This is a genomic window from Erythrobacter sp. S259 (assembly GCF_057364965.1).
The window spans coordinates 1,606,877-1,632,247 of record NZ_CP200286.1 but is presented as its reverse complement, the minus strand read 5'-3'; the positions used below and the strand labels follow the sequence as shown (position 1 = coordinate 1,632,247).

Here is a 25,371-nt window from a genome sequence, read left to right as displayed (position 1 = left end):
ATGAATATCAGTGTCAGCGAATATGTATTAATGGCCGCCCAGGCCTATTATATGCGCTTGGGCGGTCATGATATTGTGTACCAGCCAAATCCAGTGCCAGGTTTCTTCTCATTCAACGAGCTGTTTGAAAGTAAGAAATCAGGCCAATGGCTTTCGGTTCAGACCCGCAAAGTTATGTTCAAGGGCAGTGGTGAAGACAATCATTTTTGAATGGCAGATCCTGGGTCGGAAGGTGAATGTCGGTTTTTAGGATACCTTCCGATAAAGCAGTCAATCAGCCTCTTGTCTCGAACGGCTCGCTTTTTCACGTCTGGAACCAAAGGCTGCTTGACCGCGATGCTCAAATTATCGTGATCGCCTTTTCGTTTTGCGCAACAGCAATTGCATCGTTCATGGGATACTAAGGGGATTTTCTGCATTGAGTCTCTTGTGAGGCAGGCAAGCGCACGTTACCTTGTGGAACGAAATGAAAGAACTCTTCCAACACGCAGCCACCACCGATGGCATCACCGTGCGAGTCGCGGTCAATTTCCTGCCCGAGCAATCTCATCCTGAGGCGGGCAAGTGGTTTTGGGTGTATCACATCCGGATCGAAAACGGCTCTCACGAAGAGGTAAAGCTTCTCACCCGCCATTGGCGCATTACCGACGCGCGCGGCATGGTGAACCATGTGGACGGCGAAGGCGTTGTGGGTGAACAGCCACTTCTTTCACCGGGCCAGGCCCATGACTATGTGTCAGGCTGCCCGCTGACGACGACGCATGGGTCAATGGAAGGGTTTTACACCTTCTCCAAGGCGGACGGATCGCAAATGGAAGTGCGCATTCCGTTCTTCCCTCTCGCAGCGCCAGAGACCGCCGACCGGCACTAAGGCAGACCTAAGCCTGACACTAAAGATCGCTCTATGCTTGCGATGAGCCAGATGGCGATTTAAGTCGTGCATCGTGAAACGCACTCATCTCCCATTGAACGCCCTGCGCGTCTATGATGCCGCAGCCCGGCACTTGTCCTTTACGAGGGCCGCTGACGAGCTTGCCGTGACCCCGGCGGCTGTGGGTCAGCAGATCCGCGCACTTGAAGATCACCTCGGCGTTGTTCTGTTTCGGCGCACGTCCAAAGGCTTGGAGCTGACGCCTGAGGGTGAGGCTGGACTTGATCCCTTGCGTGAGGGGTTCTTGCGGTTCGAAGAGAGCGTCTCGGCGATGCAGATGGGGCAGTCGAGTGACCGCTACACCATTGCGGCGCCGCGTGAGTTCTATGCCTCTTGGTTGGCGCCCCGGATTGCGCCGTTTCAAGCGTCGACGCCGGGGGTGCAATACATCCTTGCACCTGATGAGGCGTCCGATTTTACCGAGGCGAACCTTGACCTTGCGATCCGCTTTATTGCGGGGCCGGGGGAGCTTCAGGGCGTGCAACTGGCTCCCGCTTTGCAGGTGAGCGTGGCAGCTCCCGGTGCGCGCGATGCTTGGATTGATTGGCCCGAGGCTGGGCTTGATCCAGAGATCAGCGCATGCGTAAAGACGGCGAGTGCGGGGCAGGCGATGAGCTCGGCGCTGGCCGGGATGGGCCGCACGGTGTTGCCGCTGGCATTGGTTGAGCGCGCTTTGGCCGATGGGCGGCTGGAAAAGCTGGATGAGCCGGTGGAGGCGAAGCGCGCCTATTGGCTGGTTGCGCCGGTGCCGCAGTGGCGCTCCAAGAAGGTGAAGGCGCTGGTCAAGTTCCTGACCGATGGCTGAGGTTCCGACGCTGAAGACGGGGCGTTTCACCATGCGTCCATTGAAGCGCGGGGATGAGCGCGCGATGTTCCCAACAATGGCGGATGAAGAGCAGTCGCTTTATCTCACCCGCCCCAAGTTTGAGAGCGAAGAGGAGCTGTGGGACTGGTTCGCAGCGCCCGATTGGAACGGCCGCACATGGATCGCTGAAGATGCGGATGGCCAGGTCGCGGGGCGTTTTGTCGCGGTGCCGGGGCACGGTTCAGATGACACAAACGGCCCCGTGTTCGAGATCGGTTATATCGTCGCCAGGCACGCCCAAGGCCAAGGGATTGCCCGCGAGTGCTCCGAAGCTCTAATCGCCCAGCTATGGTCAGAAGGCGCGCGCAAGCTCACCGCCGAAGTCGACACCCGCAACACGCCGTCTGTGCGCCTGCTAGAAACCCTTGGCTTTACAAGGGAGGCGCATTTCCGCGAGCATGACGCAACGCACATTGGCATGTGCGACGTCTATTGGTACGGCAAGCTGCGCTCTGACTAAGAGCAGCCCGGGGATCACATCACACATGCTCGCTCGCATCCGCACCCAGCTTTATGTCACCCGTCAGGGGATCACCCGCGCGTGGCTAAGGCATGTGTGGGGGATGACGATCGGCAAGGGCGTGCGCATCTCGCGCAAGGCCAATCTCGACTACACCCACCCGAGTGGCGTCCACATCGGCGATTACACCATCGTGACGCCGGGCGTGCACATCTTCACCCACGACTTCGTGCACCGGCGCCATGTCAGCACATATATCGGCTCCAACTGCTTTCTGGGCGCGGGCGCGATCATCTTGCCCGGTGTGCGCATAGGAGATCACTGCGTCATCGCGGCAGGAACCGTGGTCACCGCAGACGTGCCAGCACGCAGCGTTGTTGCAGGCAATCCGGGTAAGATCCTGAAAAGCGATATCAAGACCGCAAGATACGGCATTATGGGCAACCTCCAACCGCATGAACTGGCGGTGTTTGAGGGTGATTAAGCCTCCAGCCGCTCCTTCTCCCACTTTGCCTCCAACTCAGCGCGCCACTGCGCCACCTTGCGGTTGATCGAGTCATGGATCGCCTTGATCTTCGCCGGATCGCTGGCCTCTTGCCGTTTCATCTCGGCATATTCTGCACGCACCTTTTCATAAACGGGGTGCCCCGGCCCGATATCTTTCTCCTTTGAGTAGCGCTCGGGAAGGCGGTTTTTGAGGAAGAACATCACGAGGCTTTCATTGTGGGCCCTTTCGGTTGCAATGATCTCTCCGCCCCGGATGATCTTGCGCTCCGATCCTTCAATCGCGCGGGCGAGGGCGGTGTCCTCCAGCCTGTTTACCCCCAGCTGCGCGGCGCGCTCCCATGCGCTGGCAAAGCCTTCTGCCCCGGGCATGGCCCGCAATTTATAGAGCGCCTCCATCGAGCGCCCAATATGCCGCGCCGCGCTTGTGACGATGCCAGTGGCCGCGAGATGAGCGATAAATTCGCGCTGAAGATCAGGGGTGATCGAGTTCGCGCGCGGTGCTTTGTGCACATATGGCTGAAAGCTGAGCAGCGGATCGCCGGGCTCAGGCGGCTCGCTCACAAAGGCAACGCGCGAGGTTGCTTGGCGAGGAATTTTGCGAGTGGGGACCGAGAGTTTGGGCATAACCCGAGCGTATTGTGCAGATTATCGGCGTGTAGGAAAATGGATTGTGTGCGGGGGAAGGGGGAGTTTTTTGTTTCATGCTCGTCCATCCGGGCGAGCGTCCTCGGTGCTGTTCCCTACGCGTTCGCTTCGGGGCACCTGCGGGCGCACGGTCGTGCTTGCGGGCCTTCGGCCCGTTCTTGTGCGAGTTAGTTCCCCTCCCGCTTGCGGGAGGGGTTAGGGGTGGGCGAGGCAAACGCGGTGGGTGCACAAAGCGCTAGGCCGACCGTCAGGAAGCCCACCCCGATGCGACTAGGGGCCCTTCGACAAGCTCAAGACTCCCAAGTCTCACTGCCCCGTTACCGGCGCCCGCGAAGGCGGGTGGCAAGCGGGAGGGAAGGTACAACCGTCATTGCGAGGAGCCGCAGGCGACGCGGCAATCCAGAGCGTTGGTGCGTGCCGCTCTGGATTGCTTCGCTGTGCTCGCAATGACGGATAGGGGCAAGGAGGGCGTGTTGTCGTGATCCGGTCGACGGAGTCGGAGCCGAAGGCGGAGACGGCGCACAGCGCCAGCGCGTAACAAATCGATCCTGCATCGGACGGTCCTTTGGCGGTGAGCTAGGACCGGGGGATATTGCAGATTATTGGCGTGTAGGAAAATTAGGTTGCACATTCCCTTCGGAAGGCGGACTTAGTGGGCAAATCTAACTCATTGATCCAATAGTATGGCGAAAACGCAGTGGCATCACTTTCTGAAAATGTTGTGAATCGAGTTCGTAAGCTCACAAAGCCTTCGAACTTCTCCCAAGCAATGCAGCCTGTATTTGAAGCTACAAGTAATTCTATCTTCGCTATCGAAGACCGCTTTGGTGATCGTCTCGCGGAGGGAGGAAGAATTGATGTCACCGTTTCAGACCTTGGTCATGCCGAAGAAGTTAAGATCGTCGTCGAAGACAATGGTATCGGTCTCGACAAAGACCGCTTCGATGCGTTCTGCGAGATTGATACCGAGTACAAAATGGAGAAAGGCGGGAAGGGGGTAGGCCGATTATTTTGGCTTGACGCGTTCTCCAAAATCCTAGTGTCCAGCGCTTTCCTGAATGAAAAAGAAGAATTCGAGAACCGCGCATTTAGCTTTCGCCTCCAAAAAGAGGATCAGATTTCTAACCTGAAATCCAAAAAGAGAAAGATAGGGACTCGCGTAAAGTTCGAAGGGATAAGGCAACAAGACTACAAGAAGCATTTCCCCAAGAGATTCGACTCGTTCGAGCGGTACTTTATCTCCCATTTTATCGCGGATTTCCTCATGGAATCGAGTCCAACGATAGGATTAGAGGTCGATGGCCATTGCTCGACTTTTCCCAAAGATGTTTCGCAGTTTGTTGTAGGTGAATCTACGACACTTCAGATCGTCTCGGAGGAGTTTGGCGAGGTTGAAGTCGTTGTCTTCACCTGTGCGCCTGAATTAAGCGGCGGTCTTGACGGGTTTCATCAAGTCCATCTGCTCGCAGATGGCCGTACGGTTGAGTCTCGAAAAGTCGATGGCCTGATTGGCTTGGCCGATCTTTCAAATGATGGTCGAAACGGACTCGCGCTACATGCGTGCGTGTCCGCTTCTTTTCTTAACGATCGCGTCAATGAGGGGCGCACGGCATTCAATATCCCCGAGGCCATCGTAAAACGGATCGTGCGGGAATGTGTCGAGGAAGTGAAATCGACCGTCTTTGAAAAACAGATTGCAAAGTTCCGCACGCATCAGGCGGAAAAGTATCGAGATTTCATTTCTCGATACCCGATATTCGACTTTGATGATCCAAAGCTACAACTGGCAAGGGTTCCGTTTAATGCGACGACTGCCGAGGAGTTCGCAACAGGGTTGATTCCGTATCAGATTAGGCGTGATGAATCCCGCCAAGAGGATCTTCAAAAAGCTATTGAGGCATTGCTACAGGAAGACGGAGAAGCTCCAGATCTAACTGAGAAAGTGGCAGAAGCTGCAAAAGGTGTTCAAGAGGCAGAAAGCCTAGCGCTGGCGCAACATGTTGTCCGAAGAAAACTTGTTTTAGAGTTGCTTGAAGCACTCCTAAAGAAACTTCGAGCGGTAGGCGATGGCAAGTTCGATAACTTCCTTGAAGGAACGTTGCACTCAGTCCTTTGCCCACTTGGTGTTAGCAGTGAGGATGGCAAGCCTGAATCTCGCGGCCACGATCTTTGGGTGATTGATGAACGTCTTGCATACACACGTTCATTCTCCTCAGACAAAAGGCTAGACAAGGTTCTCGAAGAGGAAAATCTACCCCTGAGGCCTGATCTCCTCCTTTGGGACTTATCTTACGGCCTAGGAACAATTGACCCGACGGATGATGGCGATGAGCTTGATATCAGCAAACCACTGAAGGAGATGCTTATCGTTGAATTGAAGAAACCTGAGAGACCTAACTACAGCCGTAAAGACAACCTTGAGGCACAGATCACAGACTATATTTACGATATTAGGGACGGCAAGATCCGTACATTCTCCGGTGATCGAATACGCATAGCAGAGGATTGCGTATTCAATTGCTTTGTGGTCGCAGATTTGACTGAGTCTCTTGAGCGCCAGCTTTCGGGTTGGGACCATACTGCGAATGGGGAAGGGCGATTTAGAAGGCTCACAGGAGATATAAAAGGCGGCATTGAGTTGATTCAATGGCAAGACCTAATCAATGACGCTTGGAGAAGAAATCAAGCAACCTTAAACTCCGCCGGCCTTCGTAGGACCTCCCGCTTGCTTGATGAGATTGTCAAAGACTGGCAAGCTATTGAGAGCGCTTCCCCTTGACCCCATCACAAATCCCCCTAAGCGCGCCCTCGTCTGAGGGCAGGGCTCGTCTTGCGACGTTCCCCAAACTCAAATTGAGCTGAACATTGGCGGTTTGTTTTTGTCGCTGACGGTTATCCTGAAAAAAGTTCAGGATGACGTTGGGGCGAGGGCTGATCGGCAAAGTAATCCGGGGCTTTTGGCTTTGGGTGGAGCGTTTCAGGCTCGTGCAAGCCGGTCCTTGGCTGAAGGTTCGCCCTTCGACAAGCTCAGGACGAACGGTTCTTTTGCACGATCCTTTTTCTCTTCATCGAAATTCATCGGCGCCAATTTAGGTGAAGAGTACATATGCCAACTATCAACCAGCTGGTCCGCAAGGGCCGCACTCCGCAGAAGGCCAAGTCTAAGGTCCCTGCTATGGAGCAAAACCCGCAGAAACGCGGCGTTTGCACCCGCGTCTATACGACGACCCCGAAGAAACCGAACTCCGCTTTGCGTAAAGTGGCCAAGGTTCGCCTCACCAACAGCCGTGAGGTCATCTCTTACATTCCGGGCGAAGGCCACAACCTGCAAGAGCACTCTGTTGTGCTGATCCGCGGCGGCCGTGTTCGCGACCTTCCCGGCGTTCGTTACCACGTCCTTCGCGGCGTGCTCGATACGCAAGGGGTCAAGGACCGCAAGCAATCCCGCTCGAAGTACGGCGCCAAGCGTCCGAAATAAGGAACGGCCTATGTTGCTGGCACCGTCATCCTGAACTCGGTTCAGGACAACCGGTTCCTCCAGCGCAAAGCCAAAGATTACGAGCCTCTCACCAAGACCGACAAGGTTATCCTGAAATGAATTCAGGATGACGGGTTGGGGAAGAGGGCTCTAAGATTAAGGAAGAAGTGCAATGTCACGTCGTCGTAGGCCCGAGAAACGGGTTATCCTTCCCGATCCCAAGTTTGGTGATCAGGTTCTGTCGAAGTTCATGAACAACCTTATGCTCGACGGTAAGAAGGCTGTTGCAGAAGGTATTGTGTACACAGCGCTTGATGCGGTTGAGGCGAAAGCCAAGGCTGATCCGGTGCAGCTGTTCCATGACGCTTTGAGCAACGTAAAGCCGCAAGTGGAAGTTCGCTCACGCCGTGTGGGCGGTGCTACCTATCAGGTGCCGGTTGAGGTTCGCGATGAGCGGGCTCAGGCGCTGGCTATTCGCTGGCTCATTGGTGCGGCGCGTTCGCGTCCAGAGACCACCATGAGCGCCCGTTTGTCGGGTGAGCTGATGGATGCAGCGAACAACCGCGGCAATGCTGTGAAGAAGCGTGAAGACACGCACCGCATGGCGGATGCTAACCGCGCGTTCTCGCACTACCGCTGGTAGGTTGATGCCAGTGAACCAATGACTGTGGACAGCCCCTCGCGAATGTCTTGGGGTTGTCACACTTGTAACTGTATGGGGCGCGAACCTCTTCCGCCTCTGTTAAACCCAAGGAATTAGATATGGCCCGCGAATATCCGCTGGAGCGTTATCGTAATATCGGCATCATGGCGCATATTGATGCTGGTAAAACCACCACGACCGAGCGCATTCTTTACTACACCGGCAAATCCTACAAAATCGGCGAAGTGCACGATGGTGCTGCGACGATGGACTGGATGGAGCAGGAACAAGAGCGTGGAATTACAATTACTTCCGCTGCGACGACCTGTTTCTGGAACCCAGAAGATTCTTCGATGGATCCAAAAGGCGATCCCAAAGAACTGCGTCAAACGCCGCAACACCGCATCAACATCATCGACACTCCGGGCCACGTTGACTTCACAATTGAAGTTGAACGCAGCTTGCGCGTCCTCGACGGCGCGGTTGCGTGTTTTGACGGTGTGGCAGGCGTTGAGCCTCAGTCTGAAACCGTATGGCGCCAGGCGGACAAGTACAAAGTTCCGCGGATGTGCTTCATCAATAAATTGGACCGCACCGGCGCAGACTTTAAGTACTGCGTGAACTCGATCATCGAGCGTCTTGGTGCAACTCCTGCGGTTCTTTATCTCCCAATCGGCATCGAAAGCAGTCTCTCAGGTCTTGTCGACCTCGTGAATCAGCGTTCGATCACTTGGCAGAACGAAGACCTGGGTGCTGAGTACGTTTACGGCGATATCCCTGCAGATATGACTGATGAAGCGGCTGAATACCGTGAGAAGCTGATCGAGCTTGCAGTTGAGCAAGACGATGATGTGATGGAAGCTTACCTTGAAGGTGAAGAGCCTGATGCGGCAACGCTTAAAGGCCTCATCCGTAAGGGTACGCTCAACCAGAGCTTCGTGCCTGTGCTTTGCGGCTCTGCGTTTAAGAACAAAGGCGTTCAGCCTCTGCTCGACGCTGTTGTTGATTACATGCCGAGCCCGCTCGACGTGGAAGCGATTAAAGGCGTTAAGCCTGACAGCGACGAGGAAGATCTCGCGCGCATCAGACGATGCTGTGCCTTTCGCAGCGCTTGCATTTAAAGTCATGAACGATCCGTTCGTGGGCTCGCTCACCTTTACCCGCATCTATTCCGGTGAGCTGACCAAGGGCACTGTCTTGAACTCTGTGAAGGGCAAGAAGGAAAAGATTGGCCGCATCCTCGAAATGCACTCCAATGACCGTAAGGACATCGAAGAAGCATTTGCAGGCGACATCGTTGCACTTGCAGGGATGAAGGCGACCACCACTGGTGACACGCTTTGTGATCCGGCCCACCCAATTGTTCTTGAACGGATGGAATTCCCAGATCCCGTGATCGAACTGTCGGTTGAGCCTAAAACGAAAGCTGACCAAGAGAAAATGGGCGTTGCCCTCAACCGCTTGGCTGCTGAAGATCCCTCATTCCGCGTGACGACTGACCACGAAAGCGGTCAGACGATCATCAAAGGCATGGGCGAGCTTCACCTCGACATTCTCGTCGACCGGATGAAGCGTGAGTTCAAGGTGGAAGCAAATGTGGGTGCGCCTCAGGTGGCATACCGCGAGAGCTTGGGCCGTGAGATCAATGTTGATTACACCCACAAGAAGCAATCGGGTGGTACGGGACAGTTTGCCCGCGCCAAAGCGACCTTCACTCCGGGTGAGCGCGGTCAGGGCATCGTCTTTGAAGATAGCATCAAAGGCGGTAACATTCCGAAGGAATACATCCCGAGCCTTGAAAAAGGTATCCGTGAGCAAGCCGACAGCGGCTACCTCATCGGCTTCCCGATCATCGACTTCACCATCCACCTCACAGACGGCGCCTATCACGACGTCGACTCGTCCACCGTGGCGTTTGAAATCTGCGGTAAAGGTGCGATGCGCGAGGCGGCTGAACGTGGCGGCATCAAACTGCTTGAGCCTGTCATGAAGGTTGAAGTGGTGACACCGGAAGACTATCTGGGCGATGTTATCGGCGACTTGAACAGCCGCCGCGGTCAAATCCAGGGCACAGACAGCAGGGGCAACGCCCAAGCTGTTGAAGCCATGGTCCCACTGGCAAACATGTTTGGTTATGTGAACGAGCTTCGCTCATTCACGCAAGGCCGTGCACAATACTCCATGCAGTTCTCGCACTATGAAGAAGTGCCTGCGAGTGTTGCTCAGGACGTCAAGGAGAAGCTTGCGTAAGCGCGCAACACAATCTATGGGCGGCGCCACGTAATCGCAGGCGCCGCTTTTTCCCCTGCGAGAAGCAAATTCAATAAGAAGGTTATTAGAGAAATGGCGAAGGAAAAGTTTGAGCGTAATAAGCCGCACGTAAACGTCGGCACCATCGGTCACGTTGACCACGGCAAAACCACTCTGACCGCGGCAATCACCAAGGTTCAGGGCGCTGCTGTTGACTTCGGTAACATCGACAAGGCTCCTGAAGAGCGTGAGCGCGGCATCACCATCTCAACAGCGCACGTTGAGTATGAAACAGACGCACGTCACTACGCACACGTCGATTGCCCAGGCCACGCTGACTATGTGAAAAACATGATCACTGGCGCAGCGCAAATGGACGGCGCGATCCTCGTTGTGAACGCAGCTGACGGACCTATGCCGCAAACCCGTGAGCATATCCTGCTTGCGCGTCAGGTTGGCGTTCCGCAGCTCGTTGTTTACATGAACAAAGTTGACCAGGTCGACGACGAAGAAATTCTCGAATTGGTTGAACTCGAAGTTCGCGAACTCCTCAGCGAGTACGGCTTTGACGGCGACGATATTCCAATCGTAAAGGGTTCAGCTCTTGCTGCTCTCGAAGGCCGCGATCCTGAAATCGGTGAAAACTCAATCAAGGCTCTGATGGAAGCTGTTGACAGCTACATCCCGCAGCCCGACCGTCCGGTTGACAAAGACTTCCTCATGCCAATCGAGGACGTGTTCTCGATCTCTGGCCGCGGTACGGTTGTGACCGGCCGTGTTGAAACCGGCGTTGTGAATGTTGGCGACGAAGTTGAAATCGTCGGCATCAAAGAAACTGGCAAGACGACTGTTACCGGCGTTGAAATGTTCCGTAAGCTGCTTGATCGCGGTGAAGCTGGCGACAATATCGGTGCGTTGGTTCGCGGCGTTGCTCGCGATGACATTGAGCGTGGTCAGGTTCTTTGTAAGCCTGGTTCGGTTAGCCCGCACACAGAGTTTTCGGCAGAAGTTTACGTCCTTTCAAAGGACGAGGGTGGCCGTCACACGCCATTCTTCGCAAACTACCGTCCGCAGTTCTACTTCCGTACAACTGACGTAACCGGCGAAGTGATCCTCCCAGAGGGCACGGAAATGGTTATGCCTGGCGACAACGTGACCATCAACGTCAAGCTGATCGCACCGATCGCTATGGACGAAGGTCTCCGCTTCGCTATCCGTGAAGGCGGCCGTACCGTTGGTTCTGGCGTTGTGGCTAAGATCACTGCCTAATTCGGCTTGAGGCCTCTCGGGGCCTTAACGAAATAACGAGGCCCGGCCCGCAGAAATGCGCGCCGGGCCTCTTATTATGTAAGCTCAATTTCCTTCTGGAGAGACGGCTTTTCGGCTTTGCGGGCCTTTGAGGGAATTTCTGGGTTGCCAGAATCCTACTCCCCCGATATACGCGCGCCAACTCTTCAGCGATTCCGTCGCAGATGTAACGAATTTCATGGGGCCTCCCATTCCGGTATAACTGGGGAAGGGCGGGCCTTTTACTTTTTGGGAGCGGGTTTCCCCCGAGACACGTTCCTTGGCTCTTTCGCATTGGTAGTAGGTAATGGAAGCACAGAATATCCGTATTCGCCTTAAGGCGTTCGACCACCGCGTTCTCGATCAGGCGACTGGCGAGATCGCTGACACGGCGCGCCGTACGGGTGCTCTTATTCGCGGCCCCATTCCTATGCCAACGCGCATTGAAAAATTCACCGTGAACCGCGGCCCGCACATCGACAAAAAGTCGCGTGAGCAGTTCGAAGTTCGTACATACAAACGTTTGCTGGACATTGTGCAGCCAAACGCCCAGACGGTCGACGCGCTTATGAAGCTCGATCTTGCTGCTGGCGTGAACGTCGAGATTAAGCTGGCTTAAGCCGATTGATCCACGCCTTTCGGCAGGGCGTTAAAGTGACCGAGAATTTGGGCCGCCATTGGCCCCGCTGATCGAAAGATCGGCAAGACATATGGATACCGCCGGGAGCTTCTTATGAAGTATTTGGCCCGGGCTGCGTCCTCCGTCTAGTCAAACCACTCAAGCAGGGTGGGGCGGCATCAGCCCGGACGGGGGCCACGCAGCATAAAAATTTGGGTTGGCATGCACCTTAAGGATGGTCCTTGGGGTGCCTCTGTAAGGAGTACACGACGATGCGCACTGGCGTGATCGCGAAAAAGGTTGGGATGACCCGCCTCTTCCAGGAGGATGGACAGCACGTGCCCGTGACTGTTCTTTCGCTGGAAGATTGCCAGGTCGTTTCCCACCGCACTCAAGATACGGACGGCTACTTCGCTGTTCAGCTTGGTGCAGGCGAAGCAAAACAAAAGAACGTAAACAAGCCGCAGCGCGAGCATTTCGCGAAAGCCGGCGTTGGTCTCAAAGCCCGCATGGCTGAGTTCCGCGTGGAAGGCGAAGACGGTCTCGTACCCGTCGGCGCTCTCATCAGCGCAGAGCACTTTGTGGATGGCCAGAAAGTCGACATCACCGGGCATACCCAAGGTAAGGGTTTTGCTGGGGCTATGAAGCGCTGGGGTTTCGGCGGTCTTCGTGCAACCCACGGTGTTTCGATCTCTCACCGTTCACACGGTTCGACGGGTAACCGTCAGGATCCGGGCCGCGTCTTTAAAGGCAAGAAGATGGCGGGTCACATGGGTGACCGTCAGCGCACGCAGCAGAACCTCGAAGTGGTTCGCACGGACGCTGATCGCGGTCTTCTCTTCATCAAGGGCTCTGTGCCCGGCTCGAAGAATGGCTGGCTCCTCGTTCGTGACGCTGTGAAGCTTAAGCACTCCGATGACCTCCCGTTCCCGGGTGCTGTCGTTGAAGCTGCTGCTCCTGCGCAAGAAGCCGCACCTGCTCCAGAAGCTGAAGCGCCCGCCGCTGACGCTCCTGCAGCTGACGAAAATAAGGAGGGCTAAACCATGAAGGTGAAGGTCCAAAAACTCGACGGTAAGGCGTCCGGCGATATTGAGCTCAATGATGCCGTATTCGGTGTTGAGCCGCGCGCTGACATCCTGCACCGCGTTGTCACATGGCAGCTCGAAAACCGCCGCGCGACCGCTCGTCCAACGCGTGAGCGTTCTGACGTTGCTCGCACGGGTAAGAAGTTCGGCAACCAAAAGGGTGGCGGTACGGCCCGTCACGGTGACCGCAAAGCTCCGATCTTTATCGGTGGTGGTAAGGCCCACGGCGCGCGCAAGCGTGACTTCAATCAGTCGCTGAACAAGAAAGTTCGTGCGATGGGTCTGAAGATGGCTCTTTCGACCAAAGCGAAAGACGGTCTGGTTGTTGTTGACAGCCTCGCTCTTAAAGACGCCAAGACACAGGCGCTGAAAGGTCACCTCGACAAGCACGGCTTTGCTGGCAAAGTCCTTGTGATCGACGGTGACGCTGTGGACGCTGGTTTTGCCCGCGCTGCAAACAACCTCATCGGTATCAATGTGATGCCGGCTGCTGGTGCGAACGTCTACGACATTCTCAACCACGACACGCTTGTCCTTACCAAGGATGCGGTCGCTAAACTGGAGGCGCGCTTCAATGGCTAAGAAAGACGCAGTTGACGCGCGGCACTATGACGTGATCGTTGCCCCTCACATCACTGAGAAGTCTACTTTGGCTTCTGAGGCTAACGCCGTGGTGTTCAAAGTGGCAAACGACGCTACCAAGCCGCAGATCAAGGAAGCAGTGGAAGCCATCTATTCGACGAAAGTCGTCTCGGTGAACACCATCCTTATTAAAGGCAAAACCAAGCGCTGGCGGGGCAAGCCCTACAAGCGTTCCGATTTCAAGAAAGCAGTGGTCCGTCTCGCCGAAGGTGAGATGATCGATATCACTGAGCAGGTCGGCTAATGGCACTTAAGAATTACAACCCGACAAGCCCGGCGCGCCGCGGCCTTATTCTGGTCGACAAAACTGGTTTGCACAAAGGTGGCCCGGTTAAGTCGCTCAGCGAAGGTAAGCGCAAGACCGGTGGCCGTAACAACAAAGGCCATGTGACATCGCGCGGAATCGCTGGTGGTCACAAGCAAAAATATCGCATCATCGACTTCAAACGTCGCAAGTGGGATGTGGCGGCAACCGTGGAGCGGATCGAATACGATCCTAACCGTACCGCTTTCATCGCGCTTCTGAAGTATGAAGACGGCGAGCTTGCCTACATCATTGCACCACAGCGCCTCGCCGTTGGCGACAGCGTGATTGCCGGCGAAAAGGTCGACACGAAGCCTGGTAACGCCATGCTTCTGGGTCAGATGCCAGTGGGCACGATCTGTCACAATGTGGAAATGAAGCCAATGAAGGGCGGTCAAATTGCTCGCTCTGCTGGCGCATATGTCCAGATTGTTGGCCGTGACCGCGGCATGGTAATCGTTCGCCTGAACTCAGGTGAGCAGCGTTACCTTCGCAGCGATTGCATGGGCACGGTTGGCGCGGTTTCGAACCCTGACAACCAGAACCAGAACTTTGGTAAAGCGGGCCGCACCCGTTGGAAGGGCCGCCGGCCACTCACACGCGGTGTTGCCAAGAACCCGGTTGATCACCCCCACGGTGGTGGTGAAGGCCGGACCTCCGGTGGGCGTCACCCAGTGACGCCATGGGGCAAGCCGACCAAGGGTGCTCGCACTCGTAAGAACAAGCAGACGGACAAGATGATTATCCGTTCGCGTCACGCGAAGAAGAAGAGGTAAGACACGATGGCACGTTCCGTCTGGAAAGGTCCGTTTGTCGAGCTCAGCCTTCTCAAGAAGGCCGAAGAGGCACAGGACGCAGGAAACTCGAAGCCGATCAAAACCTGGTCGCGTCGTTCGACAATTCTCCCGCAGTTCGTTGGGCTCACATTCAACGTCTATAACGGTCACAAGTTTATTCCTGTGGCTGTTTCGGAAGAAATGGTTGGTCACAAGCTTGGTGAATTTGCGCCCACGCGCAGTTTCCCCGGTCACGCGGCTGACAAGAAGGGCAAGCGATAATGGGTAAGGCAAAGTCTCCCCGCCGCGTTGCTGACAACGAAGCGCTCGCAGTAGGCACGCAAATTCGCGGGTCTGCGCAAAAGCTTAATCTCGTTGCCGAGCTCATCCGCGGTAAGAAAGCTGAAGAGGCTCTCAATATCCTCGCGTTTTCTCGCAAAGCAATGGCGCGCGACGCCAGCAAGGTTCTCGCATCAGCGATCGCCAATGCAGAAAACAACCACGATCTCGACGTCGACGCGCTCGTCGTTGCTGAGGCTAGCGTTGGCAAGTCGATCACGATGAAGCGTTTCCATACGCGCGGTCGTGGTAAATCGACGCGCATCCTGAAGCCATTCAGCAAGCTGCGCATCGTAGTTCGTGAAGCAGAAGAGGCATAAACCATGGGTCAGAAGAGTAATCCAATTGGTCTGCGTCTTCAGATCAACCGCACTTGGGATAGCCGCTGGTACGCTGAAGGGCGTGACTATGCGGGGCTCCTGAAAGAAGACATCACGATCCGTAAGTACATCTTCAAGAACCTGCCGCAGGCAGCGATCTCGAAGGTTGTGATTGAGCGTCCAGCAAAGCTTTGCCGCGTTTCGATCTATGCGGCTCGTCCTGGTGTGATCATCGGTAAGAAAGGCGCAGATATCGAAAAGCTGCGCGCTAAGCTTTCTTCCATGACCGGAAGCGAAGTGAAGCTAAACATCGTTGAAATCCGCAAGCCGGAAATCGACGCAAAGCTCGTCGCTCAAGGCATCGCTGATCAGCTTATCCGCCGTGTGGCTTTCCGCCGTGCGATGAAACGCGCTGTTCAGTCGGCTCTTCGTCTGGGTGCTGAAGGCATCAAGATCGTATGTGGCGGCCGTCTGGGCGGTGCTGAAATTGCCCGCGTTGAATGGTACCGCGAAGGCCGCGTGCCGCTCCACACTCTGCGTGCAAACATTGATTACGCTGAAACCGAGGCTCTTACCGCCTACGGCATCATCGGTATCAAGGTTTGGATCTTCAAAGGCGAGATCCTCGCTCACGATCCAACCGCGCAGGATCGTCTCATGATGGAAGCTCAGACTTCCGGCGTGCGTCCTGCTCGTTGAGGTAATTGAAAAATGCTGCAACCAAAGAAAACCAAATATCGCAAGGCCTTCAAGGGCAAGATCAAGGGCGATGCAAAGGGCGGCACTACGCTGAACTTTGGCTCTTACGGTCTCAAAGCGCTTGAGCCTGAGCGTATCACTGCACGTCAGATCGAAGCGGCTCGCCGTGCGATCACTCGTGCGATGAAGCGTCAAGGGCGTCTGTGGATCCGCGTATTTCCTGACGTGCCGGTTTCAAAGAAGCCTGCGGAAGTTCGTCAGGGTAAGGGTAAGGGCTCGGTTGAATACTGGGCCGCCCGCGTGAAGCCAGGCCGCATCATGTTTGAACTTGATGGCGTTCCGGGCCCTGTTGCTGCGCTCGCATTTGAGCGTGCTGCAATGAAGCTGCCGATCAAAACCAAGGTCGTTGCCCGTTTTGGCGACACCTCACACTTGGGAGGTGAATGACCATGGCTTCCACAGAAGATCTTCGCGCTAAAACCGACGATCAGCTTTCTGCTGACCTGACCGAGCTTAAGCGCGAGCAGTATAACCTGCGTTTCCAGGCTGCGACCAATCAGCTTGAGAAACCGTCACGCATCAAAGAGGTGCGCCGCACGATCGCTCAGATCAAAACGCTCCAGAACGAGCGTGCTACAGCTGCTGCGAAAGCATAGGAGTAGACAATGCCGAAACGTATTCTGATCGGAACTGTCAGCTCTGACAAAACCGACAAGACCGTGACCGTTCTGGTCGAGCGTAAAGTGAAGCACCCGTTGTACGGGAAAATCATCCGCCGTTCGAAGAAGTATCACGCGCATGACGAAGCCAACGAGTTCACGGTTGGCGATATCGTGCGGATTGAAGAGACTAAGCCGATCTCCAAAACCAAAACATGGGTTGTCAAAGACCGTGTTGTGGCTGGCGGCGTTCAGGCGGTTGAAGCTGATCTCGATGTTGAGGCAGCTGGTAACTAATTGACGCGTCTCCCTTTCGAGGGGGACATCATCGACGGAACTGCTGAGCCCCGGTCACAGTCGGGTGTCCCAGCAAGCCAAGAGAAGGAAACGGATCCATGATCCAGATGCAATCCAATCTCGACGTCGCGGACAACAGCGGCGCAAAGCGCGTCCAGTGCATTAAAGTGCTGGGCGGGTCTAAGCGCCGGTTTGCCTCCGTTGGCGACGTGATCGTGGTCTCAGTTAAAGAGGCTCAGCCGCGCGCTAAGGTGAAGAAAGGCGACGTACACCGCGCCGTCATCGTGCGCACTAAGAAGGACGTTCGTCGCAAAGACGGCAGCGTCATCCGCTTTGACAGCAACTCCGCTGTTCTGGTGAACAAATCGAACGAACCCATCGGTACACGTATCTTTGGCCCAGTCGTTCGTGAACTTCGCGGTGCGGGCTTCATGAAAATCATCTCGCTTGCTCCGGAGGTGCTCTAAAATGGGTGCTGCAAAGATCAAAAAAGGCGACGAAGTCGTCGTATTGTCGGGCAAAGACAAGGGCCGCAAGGGCACTGTCCAGCAAGTCATGCCTAAGGATGGCAAAGTCATCGTTGAAGGCGTGAACGTCGCAACCCGTCACCGCAAACCAAGCCAAACCAACCCGCAAGGCGGTATCGAGCGTTTCCCCGCTGCGATGGACATTTCAAAGGTTGCTGTGGCTGATCCTAAAGATGGCTCGCCAACCCGCGTTCGTTTCGAAGAAAAGGACGGCAAGAAGGTTCGTGTGGCTGTAAAGAGTGGGGAGGTCATCAATGGCTGAGTATACTCCGCGTCTTAAGTCCAAATATGAGGACGAAATCGTTAAGGCGATGACTGAGAAGTTCGGTTACACCAACCGTCTTCAGGTCCCTGCTATCGAAAAGATCACACTCAACATGGGTGTGGGTGAGGCCAGTCAGGACAAAAAGAAGATCCAGATTGCCGCCGAAGAGATGGCTCTGATCGCTGGTCAAAAGCCGGTTATCACCAAGGCTAAGAAATCAATCGCTCAGTTTAAGCTGCGCGACGGCATGCCAATCGGTTGTAAGGTGAATCTTCGCCGCACACGCATGTACGAATTTCTCGACCGTCTTGTGACTATCGCGATGCCTCGTATTCGAGATTTCCGCGGGTTGAACCCCAAGTCGTTTGATGGCCGTGGCAACTACGCCATGGGCATCAAAGAGCAGATCATCTTCCCAGAGATCTCTTACGACAAGATCGACAAGGTCCGGGGTATGGACATTATCGTAACCACCACCGCCAAGACCGACGAAGAAGCTCGCGAGCTTTTGCGTCTGTTCGGCTTCCCCTTCCAGGGTGAGGCAGGCGAAGAGAAGGAGGCGGCGTAAGGCCGTCCCCTTCATGTCAGCAATTCAATAGGAAGAGAGCTTAAGTCCAATGGCGAAACTGAGTTCGATCAACAAAAACGAGCGTCGCAAGAAACTCGTGAAGAAGTACGCAGCGAAGTACGAGAAGCTGAAGGCAATCGCAGATGACGAGAGCCTTGATGAAGGCGAGCGTTTGATGGCGCGCCTGAAAATGGCTGAGATCCCCCGCAACGGGAATCCCACACGGGTGCGCAATCGCTGCGCCACCACCGGCCGCCCGCGCGGCTATTATCGCAAGTTCGGCATCAACCGGATCGAACTGCGTCAACTCGGTAACCGGGGCATGATCCCTGGTCTGACCAAGTCGAGCTGGTGAGGAATTAACAGATGGCTATGACCGATCCACTGGGTGATATGCTCACCCGCATCCGCAACGGCCAACGGGCTAAGAAGGACAGTGTCCTTTCGCCTGCGTCGAAACTGCGTGCAAATGTCCTCGAAGTGCTTCAGCGTGAAGGCTACATTCGTGGCTATTCCGACGATGCTTCGGGTAAGCACCCGCAACTTCGCATTGAGCTGAAGTATTTCGAAGGCGAGCCTGCGATCAAGCACGTTGCCCGCGTTTCAAAGCCGGGCCGCCGCGTCTATTCGGGTTCTCAGGAACTTCCGACTGTTCGCAACGGCCTTGGTATCACCATCGTCTCGACCCCGCGCGGTGTCCTCTCGGATGCTGAAGCCCGCGAAAACAAGGTCGGCGGCGAAGTTCTTGCGGAGGTCTTCTGATGAGCCGCATTGGTAAAAAAGCTGTCGCAATCCCTGCAGGAGTGACAGCGGAAATCAAAGACGGCGCGCTTAGCGTAAAGGGGCCTAAGGGCACTCTTGCAATGGGCCTGTCCGACCTGATCACATATAAGATCGAAGACGGCACAATCGCTGTGACACCGGCAAATGACAGCAAGCAGGCACGTTCCTTCTGGGGTATGCAGCGCACGCTGGTGTCTAACCTGGTTGAAGGCGTGACCGAGGGGTTTTCCAAGACTCTGGAAATCTCCGGTGTGGGTTACCGTGCGAAGGCGCAAGGCAAGACCTTGAAGCTTGAGCTTGGCTTTAGCCACGATGTCGATCTGGCTGTGCCAGAAGGTCTCGAAGTGAAAACGCCCGATCAGACCACTGTTGAGGTTTCCGGCACAGACAAACAGGCCGTTGGCCAGTTTGCTGCTGAAATCCGCAAGTGGCGCAAGCCTGAGCCTTACAAAGGCAAGGGTATTAAGTATCGCGGCGAGTATATCTTCCGCAAGGAAGGGAAGAAGAAGTAAGATGGCAAAACTATCTCTCTTTGAACGTCGCCGTCGCCGGGTGCGGACCGCTTTGCGGGCTCGCTCAGGTGGCAAGCCGCGCCTTTCAGTGCACCGCACAGGTCGCCACATCTACGCACAGGTCATCGACGATGCCGCGGGTAAAACCGTGGCAGCCGCCTCGACGCTTGGTGCGAAGGCTTCTGGTGCCAATGTCGATGCCGCTACCCAAGTGGGTAAAGACATCGCTGCGGCTGCCAAAAAAGCTGGCGTGACCACTGTCGTGTTCGATCGCGGCGGGTTCCTGTTCCATGGCCGCGTGAAAGCGCTGGCCGATGCCGCTCGTGAAGGCGGTCTGGAGTTCTAATGATGGCTGACGAAAAGAAACCAGAAGAAGCAGCGACTGAAACTCCTGCAACTGAAAATACGGCAACCGAAACGCCGGCTGTGGCTGAAACGCCTTCGCAGGCGGCTGAGGACCAGTCGGCGGCGCAAGAGCCTTCCGCTCAGCCAACCGAAGAGCCCAAAACGCAGGCACCTGCTGAAGCGCAGCCCCAAGAACAACGGGGACGTGGTGGCCGTGGACGCGGCGGCAATGACAACCGCGGTGGTGGCCGTGGTCGTGGCGGCCGTGACAATCGCCGCGGTAAGCGCGAAGAAGAAGATGATGGCATCATCGAGAAGCTCGTCCACATCAACCGTGTCTCGAAAACGGTTAAGGGTGGTAAGCGCTTCGGCTTTGCAGCTCTCGTCGTGGTTGGCGATGGTCAGGGCCGTGTCGGCTTTGGTCACGGTAAAGCGCGCGAGGTTCCTGAGGCGATCACGAAGGCAACGGCTGCTGCTCGCAAGAAGATGATCCGCGTACCTTTGAAAGAAGGCCGCACGCTTCACCACGACGGCAATGGCCGTTTTGGCGCAGGCAAGGTCACTGTTCGTACAGCGCCTCCCGGTACTGGCATCATCGCCGGTGGTCCGATGCGTGCTGTATTCGAGAGCCTCGGCGTTGCCGACGTTGTGACCAAGTCGGTTGGTACGTCGAACCCTTACAACATGATCCGCGCAACCTTCGACGCGCTCAGCGACCAGACTTCGCCCAAGTCAGTGGCTCAGCGCCGGGGTAAGAAAGTTGCCGACCTTTTGGGTCGCGGCGGTGCCAGCGAAGCTGAAGCGGCAGTCGATGCTGCGGCAGTAGTGGAGTAATTCATCATGGCTACCATCAAAATCAAACAGATCGGTTCGCCGATCCGTCGCCCAGAGAGCCAGCGTAAGATCCTTATCGGTCTTGGCCTCAACAAGATGCACAAAGTTGTGACACGTCAGGATACCCCTGAAGTGCGCGGCGCGATCGCCAAGATCCCGCATCTGGTGACTGTTGTCGACTAAGCTCTAGGCAGCAGTGACATTCAAGACGGGCCCGTCATGCAAATGCGCATGGCGGGCCCGCTTGCGTTTGAGGGGTAGGGCGTTAGTCTCATTGGATGCCGCATGTGCGGATGAGGGACTGAAAATTTGAAGTATTCTGGGACGTTGGGGGCGCTTGCCTGCTTGGCAGCGAGTATCAGCCTTATGGGCTGTGTGAGCCCCACTGCGCCCAAGCCGTCTGCTGAAGTTGTGAAGGACCTTGAGCGCGAGGCGAGAGCGATTGCGCGTGGCCGCGGCTATTCAGGCTCACAGGTGTTCAACGGCGGCGCGCTAGAGGAGCGCGAGAGCGGAATGCTTCGCTTCACTCTCAAAGGCGGCGAGCGTTACATCGCAATCGGCCTGTGCGACGATCAGTGCAAAGACATCGACCTTGGCGTCTACGACGAAGAGGGCTCAGAGATCGCCAGCGACACCCAAGAGGACGCGATCCCGATTGTCGAGCTTGCGCCTCAGAAGGACCGGGTTGCGGTGTTCCGCGTGAAGATGATCCGGTGTGACTTGGAGCCGTGCTGGTATGGGGTTGGGGTATATCGTAGATAGGCGACATCAGCAGAGCAGCTAGAGCTCCTTGTAAAGAGAACACAGGACTTAATTGAGTTGAGCCTAGTTCTTAAGCATTCACTCTGATAGCCAATACAGAATGACAAATTCCCCTTTCATTCTAGGATTGAGGCGCAGGTTTTCGCAGGGTGTTAGCGAACCGGCAGAGGCTTATCGAGTGTTTACTTCTGAGTTCGATGAGATCGTCGATGATGAAGAATTGTCAGCGATGTACAGAGCTTTGTCAGCTTTGGAGAGAGATTCCATTGAAGACGCGATGAGGCAATTTGAGTGCTCTTTTTCGAAAGAGCGTATTGCTCTCGCCGAGGAAGGAGCCGAGCTTGTTCGTGAAATCGAAGACGCCATGTCGACTGAAGAGCGTGCAGGGACAGTGGTTTCATTGCTCATCGATCATTCGGGCTCAATGAAAGGCATTCGAATGGTCTCCGCGCTTCTCGCAACTGAGATCGCGATTGATGTTCTGAGAAACACGCAGATAGCAAACGAGATTTTGGGCTTCACGACAACAAGTTGGCATGGCGGCAACTCAAGAAGTACGTGGCAATGGGCCGGGAGGCCGAGAAATCCAGGTCGTCTCTGTGATCTCCGGCATATTGTGTATGGTGATGCAAGCAGGTCCGGTGATTTTCCTTGGCACTTGCGCATGGCTTTTCTGCCAGATTTCTTGAAAGAAAACGTCGATGGCGAGGCGTTGCAATGGGCTGCGGGTCGCGTCGGAGGGTCGGAATGGAAGAGAAGGGTTATCGTACAGGTTTCCGATGGAGCACCTGTTGACGATGCCACGATTGCGTCCAATCAAGACAACGAAATGATTCTGTGGAAGCACCTCGACCATGTTCAAGGCTTGCTAGCAGATGATGGCGTAATCTTGGGCACACTCCTTTTAGGTGGAGAGAATGTTCCCGAGCCTTCTATCTTCGAGCGTGCCGACGAACCCTTTGAGGCAGCTAAGAAGTTATTGGTGTTGCTGCGTAGATCGCTCACTGTTCAACAAGGCTAGAACTCACGCTCTTGCTGTTAGCTTCCTATGCAAAAAGACATACCCCCATTTCCCCTTGCGCCCCCGCGCACTTCCCGCTATCCGCGCGCCTTGAAAAATAGCGCGTTGCCCCATGGTGGGGCCGTTCTGAAAGCGAAAGCGAGTGCAACTATGAAACTCAACGACATCCGTGACAATGATGGTGCCCGCAAGGGTCGTATGCGTGTGGGCCGTGGTATCGGTTCTGGCAAAGGCAAAACTGCGGCTCGCGGTCAAAAGGGTCAAAAATCCCGTTCAGGTGTAGCCATCAAAGGTTTTGCCGGTGGTCAGATGCCGCTTCACATGCGTCTTCCAAAGCGCGGCTTTAACAACCCGTTTGGCAAAGACTATGCCGAAGTGAACATCGGCATGGTTCAAAAATGGATCGACGAAAAGAAAATCGACGCCAAAAAAGACATCACTGAAGACATCCTTCGCGCGACCGGTCTTGCCCGCGGCGGCAAAGACGGCGTGCGTCTTCTGGGCAAAGGCGAGATCAAAGCCAAAGCCAAGTTCGTCGTCACTGGCGCTACCAAGGGCGCGATTGCTGCGGTTGAGAAAGCCGGCGGCAGCGTCGAAGTGACCGCGCCTGCCAAAGCAGCGGCAGACGCTGAATAAGCCTCTTTTATCGCCCCGAAGCCTCCATTGAGCGCTTCGGGATGATGAAAAGTGCGCCGCAGGGTTCGACAAGTCGCCCAGTGGTTCCTATCTAGGCCCTTACAGTTTGGCTTTTCCTTGGGCGTTCGCCCAAAGGCACCCTTAGGATCGTATCTGAAACATGGCTTCACGCGCCGATAATATCGCCAGCAATATGAACCTGGGCAACTTTGCTCAGGCGACCGAATTGCGCCAACGCATCTGGTTCACCATTGGTGCGCTGATCGTGTTCCGCTTCTTGAGCTTTGTGCCGTTGCCGGGGATCAATCCGCTGGCGCTCGATGTTCTGGCTGAATCGCAGCAGGGCGGTATCCTTGGCATGTTCAATATGTTCACTGGCGGCGCGCTGGCGAATATGAGCCTGATTGCGCTGGGGGTCATGCCCTACATTACGGCGTCGATTGTGGTGCAAATGGCCTCGGCGCTGCATCCCACTCTTGCTGCTCTCAAAAAGGAAGGCGCGACGGGCCGTCAGAAACTGAACCAATACACACGTTACGGCACGGTATTCCTGTGCGCCATTCAAGGGTATTTCTTGGCAACAGGCCTTGAGACTTTGGCGAGCGCACAAGGGCTCGAGGCTGTGGTGAACCCTGGTTATATGTTCCGCATTGGCGCGGTGATCAGCCTTGTTGGCGGCACCATGTTCCTCCTTTGGTTGGGTGAGCAGATCACCTCGCGCGGAATCGGTAACGGTGTCAGCCTGATCATTATGGCCGGTATCGTGGCGCAGTTCCCGGTGTTTGCCATGAACATGTTCGAAGGCGGCCGCACGGGCTCTATTGCGCCTGGTATCATCATCGCCTTTATCGTGATGGTGATCGGATTGATCCTGCTGATTTCCTGGGTTGAGCGGGCGCAGCGGCGTCTTCTTATCCAATATCCCAAACGCGCAACGCAGCGCGGCATGATGCAAGCGGACCGCTCTCATTTTCCAATGAAGCTGAACACCGCAGGCGTTATCCCGCCGATCTTTGCAAGCTCGCTTTTGCTGCTGCCACTGACGATCAGCTCGTTTGCAGGCAACTCGGTCGACACGCAAAGCACCTTTGGCGGCGCGATCGTGACGCTCAACCAGTACCTTGCGCATGGCGAGCCGATTTACATGCTGCTCTATGCGGCAGGCATTATCTTCTTCTGCTTCTTTTACACCGCAGTTGTTTTCGATCCGGAAGAGCACGCTGACAACCTTAAGAAGAACGGCGGCTTTATTCCGGGCATTCGCCCCGGCAAACGGACTTCGGAATATCTTGAGTATGTGCTGACCCGTATCACGGTTGTGGGCGCGGCGTACCTCACCTTTGTGTGCGTGGTGCCAGAGTATATGATTGCACAGACCGGCATTCCGCTTTTCCTTGGCGGAACCAGCCTACTGATTGTGGTCAACGTCACCGTGGACACGATTAGTCAGGTGCAATCACACCTCTTGGCGCACCAATACGGTGACCTTATCAAGAAGGCCAAGTTGAAAGGCCGGATGCGCTAGGGCATCGTCGGAACGAACATCGATACTGCCGCGTTCTGAGGGGAGTGCCCCCAAGAAAGAGGCGCGGATAATAAGGGGCGTTTTCGTGAACATCATACTTCTTGGTCCTCCGGGTGCTGGTAAGGGGACGCAGAGTGCGGGCCTTGTTGAACGCCACGGCATGAAGCAATTGTCGACGGGTGATATGCTTCGCGCTGCGGTTAAGCAGGGCACGCCTGTCGGCGTTGAGGCCAAAGCAGTGATGGATCGGGGCGAGCTGGTCTCAGACGAAATTGTCTCCAATCTGATCGACGAAAACCTCGCAGCAATGCCGGCTGAGCAGGGCGCGATCTTCGATGGCTACCCGCGCACGGCGGCGCAGGGCGAACAGCTCGATGCTCTTCTTGAAAAGCATGGGCGCAAGCTTGAATATGTGATTGAGCTTGGCGTTGATATTGATGCTTTGGTAGAGCGGATCACTGGGCGTTTTTCCTGCGCCAATTGCGGAGCGCTTTATCACGACACGGCGAACACTCCATCACAAGAGGGCGTTTGCGACAATTGCGGTTCGACCGAGTTCAAGCGCCGCCCTGACGACAATGAAGCGACCGTGCGCACCCGCAACAATGAATACCGCGAAAAGACCGCGCCGATCCTGCCGGGCTATGAAGCACGCGGTATCGTAAAGCGTGTGGACGGGATGGCCGATATTGACGCGGTTGCTGCATCCATTGATGCTATTTTGGCGGTCTAATTCCCAACTTGGGCTTTTCAGGTACAGCGTGATCTCCTAATCCGGTGAGCGGAC

General features: G+C 55.6%; 35 protein-coding genes and 1 pseudogene. 35 read left to right on the top strand and 1 reads right to left on the bottom strand.

Annotated elements, in window-relative coordinates; translation table 11 throughout:
• The 5 genes from AC0V60_RS07830 to AC0V60_RS07810 all read left to right on the top strand — a co-directional run bounded on the left by AC0V60_RS07830 (position 1) and on the right by AC0V60_RS07810 (position 2,740).
• Complete coding sequence (locus AC0V60_RS07830) at positions 1 to 210, top strand: hypothetical protein (protein WP_486177921.1); 210 nt, start codon at positions 1 to 3, stop codon at positions 208 to 210.
• A 256-nt stretch (positions 211 to 466) separates the two neighbouring features.
• Complete coding sequence (apaG, locus tag AC0V60_RS07825; protein ID WP_486177920.1) at positions 467 to 871, top strand: Co2+/Mg2+ efflux protein ApaG; 405 nt, start codon at positions 467 to 469, stop codon at positions 869 to 871.
• Between the two features lie 73 nt (positions 872 to 944).
• Positions 945 to 1,736: a LysR family transcriptional regulator gene (locus AC0V60_RS07820; RefSeq protein WP_486177919.1), complete on the top strand. Its 792-nt coding sequence runs from the start codon at positions 945 to 947 to the stop codon at positions 1,734 to 1,736.
• Positions 1,729 to 2,256 (top strand): GNAT family N-acetyltransferase, encoded by a 528-nt coding sequence (locus AC0V60_RS07815; protein WP_486177918.1) that lies wholly within the window; start codon positions 1,729 to 1,731, stop codon positions 2,254 to 2,256. Before AC0V60_RS07820 ends, AC0V60_RS07815 begins: the two co-directional genes overlap by 8 nt.
• A gap of 25 nt (positions 2,257 to 2,281) precedes the next feature.
• Positions 2,282 to 2,740 carry an acyltransferase gene (locus AC0V60_RS07810; RefSeq protein WP_486177917.1) on the top strand — a complete coding sequence of 153 codons (459 nt, stop codon included), beginning with the start codon at positions 2,282 to 2,284 and terminating at the stop codon, positions 2,738 to 2,740.
• Here AC0V60_RS07810 and AC0V60_RS07805 read toward each other — a convergent pair.
• Positions 2,737 to 3,387, bottom strand: coding sequence for a hypothetical protein (locus tag AC0V60_RS07805; RefSeq protein ID WP_486177916.1), 651 nt, complete (start codon positions 3,385 to 3,387; stop codon positions 2,737 to 2,739). The genes AC0V60_RS07810 and AC0V60_RS07805 overlap by 4 nt on opposite strands.
• 718 nt (positions 3,388 to 4,105) lie before the next feature.
• Between AC0V60_RS07805 and AC0V60_RS07800 the strand changes: the two genes are divergently transcribed.
• The 30 genes and pseudogenes from AC0V60_RS07800 (at position 4,106) to AC0V60_RS07655 (ending at position 25,317) form a co-directional block, all read left to right on the top strand.
• The gene (locus AC0V60_RS07800) at positions 4,106 to 6,187 is read left to right on the top strand and encodes an ATP-binding protein (protein WP_486177915.1); all 2,082 of its coding nucleotides are present in this window, start codon (positions 4,106 to 4,108) and stop codon (positions 6,185 to 6,187) included.
• Positions 6,188 to 6,514: 327 nt separating this feature from the next.
• Positions 6,515 to 6,886 (top strand): 30S ribosomal protein S12, encoded by a 372-nt coding sequence (rpsL, locus tag AC0V60_RS07795; protein ID WP_034954477.1) that lies wholly within the window; start codon positions 6,515 to 6,517, stop codon positions 6,884 to 6,886.
• Between the two features lie 172 nt (positions 6,887 to 7,058).
• Positions 7,059 to 7,529, top strand: a complete 471-nt coding sequence (rpsG, locus tag AC0V60_RS07790) for a 30S ribosomal protein S7 (protein WP_486177914.1) — start codon at positions 7,059 to 7,061, stop codon at positions 7,527 to 7,529.
• Positions 7,530 to 7,648: 119 nt separating this feature from the next.
• Positions 7,649 to 9,779, top strand: a pseudogene (fusA, locus tag AC0V60_RS07785) (elongation factor G).
• A 93-nt stretch (positions 9,780 to 9,872) separates the two neighbouring features.
• Positions 9,873 to 11,048, top strand: a complete 1,176-nt coding sequence (tuf, locus tag AC0V60_RS07780; protein ID WP_486177913.1) for an elongation factor Tu — start codon at positions 9,873 to 9,875, stop codon at positions 11,046 to 11,048.
• A 325-nt stretch (positions 11,049 to 11,373) separates the two neighbouring features.
• Entirely contained in the window at positions 11,374 to 11,685 is a 312-nt protein-coding gene (gene rpsJ, locus AC0V60_RS07775) for a 30S ribosomal protein S10 (RefSeq protein WP_006831877.1), read from the top strand.
• Between the two features lie 272 nt (positions 11,686 to 11,957).
• The gene (gene rplC / locus AC0V60_RS07770; RefSeq protein WP_486177912.1) at positions 11,958 to 12,725 is read left to right on the top strand and encodes a 50S ribosomal protein L3; all 768 of its coding nucleotides are present in this window, start codon (positions 11,958 to 11,960) and stop codon (positions 12,723 to 12,725) included.
• 3 nt (positions 12,726 to 12,728) lie between these two features.
• On the top strand, positions 12,729 to 13,352 hold the full coding sequence (rplD, locus tag AC0V60_RS07765) for a 50S ribosomal protein L4 (RefSeq protein ID WP_486177911.1): 624 nt from the start codon (positions 12,729 to 12,731) through the stop codon (positions 13,350 to 13,352).
• Positions 13,345 to 13,656 carry a 50S ribosomal protein L23 gene (locus AC0V60_RS07760; RefSeq protein ID WP_486177910.1) on the top strand — a complete coding sequence of 104 codons (312 nt, stop codon included), beginning with the start codon at positions 13,345 to 13,347 and terminating at the stop codon, positions 13,654 to 13,656. The genes rplD and AC0V60_RS07760 overlap by 8 nt, the downstream gene beginning before the upstream one ends.
• The gene (gene rplB / locus AC0V60_RS07755) at positions 13,656 to 14,492 is read left to right on the top strand and encodes a 50S ribosomal protein L2 (protein ID WP_486177909.1); all 837 of its coding nucleotides are present in this window, start codon (positions 13,656 to 13,658) and stop codon (positions 14,490 to 14,492) included. Before AC0V60_RS07760 ends, rplB begins: the two co-directional genes overlap by 1 nt.
• A 6-nt stretch (positions 14,493 to 14,498) precedes the next feature.
• Positions 14,499 to 14,774, top strand: a complete 276-nt coding sequence (gene rpsS / locus AC0V60_RS07750) for a 30S ribosomal protein S19 (RefSeq protein WP_486155315.1) — start codon at positions 14,499 to 14,501, stop codon at positions 14,772 to 14,774.
• Complete coding sequence (gene rplV / locus AC0V60_RS07745) at positions 14,774 to 15,151, top strand: 50S ribosomal protein L22 (protein WP_486155314.1); 378 nt, start codon at positions 14,774 to 14,776, stop codon at positions 15,149 to 15,151. The genes rpsS and rplV overlap by 1 nt, the downstream gene beginning before the upstream one ends.
• Before the next feature lie 3 nt (positions 15,152 to 15,154).
• A complete protein-coding gene (gene rpsC, locus AC0V60_RS07740) occupies positions 15,155 to 15,850 on the top strand; it encodes a 30S ribosomal protein S3 (protein ID WP_486155313.1) in 696 nt (231 codons plus the stop codon).
• Between the two features lie 12 nt (positions 15,851 to 15,862).
• On the top strand, positions 15,863 to 16,297 hold the full coding sequence (gene rplP / locus AC0V60_RS07735; protein WP_486155312.1) for a 50S ribosomal protein L16: 435 nt from the start codon (positions 15,863 to 15,865) through the stop codon (positions 16,295 to 16,297).
• A 2-nt stretch (positions 16,298 to 16,299) separates the two neighbouring features.
• Positions 16,300 to 16,506 (top strand): 50S ribosomal protein L29, encoded by a 207-nt coding sequence (gene rpmC, locus AC0V60_RS07730; RefSeq protein WP_486177908.1) that lies wholly within the window; start codon positions 16,300 to 16,302, stop codon positions 16,504 to 16,506.
• Between the two features lie 9 nt (positions 16,507 to 16,515).
• Positions 16,516 to 16,806: a 30S ribosomal protein S17 gene (rpsQ, locus tag AC0V60_RS07725; protein WP_486177907.1), complete on the top strand. Its 291-nt coding sequence runs from the start codon at positions 16,516 to 16,518 to the stop codon at positions 16,804 to 16,806.
• Between the two features lie 98 nt (positions 16,807 to 16,904).
• On the top strand, positions 16,905 to 17,273 hold the full coding sequence (gene rplN / locus AC0V60_RS07720) for a 50S ribosomal protein L14 (protein ID WP_223071237.1): 369 nt from the start codon (positions 16,905 to 16,907) through the stop codon (positions 17,271 to 17,273).
• Between the two features lies 1 nt (position 17,274).
• On the top strand, positions 17,275 to 17,595 hold the full coding sequence (gene rplX / locus AC0V60_RS07715; RefSeq protein ID WP_486177906.1) for a 50S ribosomal protein L24: 321 nt from the start codon (positions 17,275 to 17,277) through the stop codon (positions 17,593 to 17,595).
• The gene (rplE, locus tag AC0V60_RS07710) at positions 17,588 to 18,166 is read left to right on the top strand and encodes a 50S ribosomal protein L5 (RefSeq protein ID WP_486177905.1); all 579 of its coding nucleotides are present in this window, start codon (positions 17,588 to 17,590) and stop codon (positions 18,164 to 18,166) included. The genes rplX and rplE overlap by 8 nt, the downstream gene beginning before the upstream one ends.
• A gap of 49 nt (positions 18,167 to 18,215) precedes the next feature.
• Complete coding sequence (gene rpsN, locus AC0V60_RS07705) at positions 18,216 to 18,521, top strand: 30S ribosomal protein S14 (RefSeq protein WP_486177904.1); 306 nt, start codon at positions 18,216 to 18,218, stop codon at positions 18,519 to 18,521.
• Between the two features lie 11 nt (positions 18,522 to 18,532).
• Positions 18,533 to 18,928 carry a 30S ribosomal protein S8 gene (gene rpsH, locus AC0V60_RS07700; RefSeq protein ID WP_486177903.1) on the top strand — a complete coding sequence of 132 codons (396 nt, stop codon included), beginning with the start codon at positions 18,533 to 18,535 and terminating at the stop codon, positions 18,926 to 18,928.
• Entirely contained in the window at positions 18,928 to 19,461 is a 534-nt protein-coding gene (gene rplF / locus AC0V60_RS07695; protein ID WP_486177902.1) for a 50S ribosomal protein L6, read from the top strand. Before rpsH ends, rplF begins: the two co-directional genes overlap by 1 nt.
• A 1-nt stretch (position 19,462) precedes the next feature.
• Entirely contained in the window at positions 19,463 to 19,807 is a 345-nt protein-coding gene (gene rplR / locus AC0V60_RS07690) for a 50S ribosomal protein L18 (RefSeq protein WP_486177901.1), read from the top strand.
• Complete coding sequence (rpsE, locus tag AC0V60_RS07685; protein ID WP_486177900.1) at positions 19,807 to 20,640, top strand: 30S ribosomal protein S5; 834 nt, start codon at positions 19,807 to 19,809, stop codon at positions 20,638 to 20,640. Before rplR ends, rpsE begins: the two co-directional genes overlap by 1 nt.
• A gap of 6 nt (positions 20,641 to 20,646) precedes the next feature.
• Positions 20,647 to 20,823 (top strand): 50S ribosomal protein L30, encoded by a 177-nt coding sequence (gene rpmD / locus AC0V60_RS07680; RefSeq protein WP_298304244.1) that lies wholly within the window; start codon positions 20,647 to 20,649, stop codon positions 20,821 to 20,823.
• 162 nt (positions 20,824 to 20,985) lie between these two features.
• A complete protein-coding gene (locus AC0V60_RS07675; RefSeq protein ID WP_486177899.1) occupies positions 20,986 to 21,402 on the top strand; it encodes a hypothetical protein in 417 nt (138 codons plus the stop codon).
• A 178-nt stretch (positions 21,403 to 21,580) separates the two neighbouring features.
• Entirely contained in the window at positions 21,581 to 22,423 is an 843-nt protein-coding gene (locus AC0V60_RS07670; RefSeq protein ID WP_486177898.1) for a cobaltochelatase CobT-related protein, read from the top strand.
• Positions 22,424 to 22,573: 150 nt separating this feature from the next.
• Complete coding sequence (gene rplO / locus AC0V60_RS07665; protein ID WP_486177897.1) at positions 22,574 to 23,059, top strand: 50S ribosomal protein L15; 486 nt, start codon at positions 22,574 to 22,576, stop codon at positions 23,057 to 23,059.
• A 160-nt stretch (positions 23,060 to 23,219) separates the two neighbouring features.
• A complete protein-coding gene (secY, locus tag AC0V60_RS07660) occupies positions 23,220 to 24,584 on the top strand; it encodes a preprotein translocase subunit SecY (RefSeq protein WP_486177896.1) in 1,365 nt (454 codons plus the stop codon).
• Between the two features lie 85 nt (positions 24,585 to 24,669).
• The gene (locus tag AC0V60_RS07655) at positions 24,670 to 25,317 is read left to right on the top strand and encodes an adenylate kinase (RefSeq protein WP_486177895.1); all 648 of its coding nucleotides are present in this window, start codon (positions 24,670 to 24,672) and stop codon (positions 25,315 to 25,317) included.
• Positions 25,318 to 25,371 lie beyond the last annotated feature (54 nt).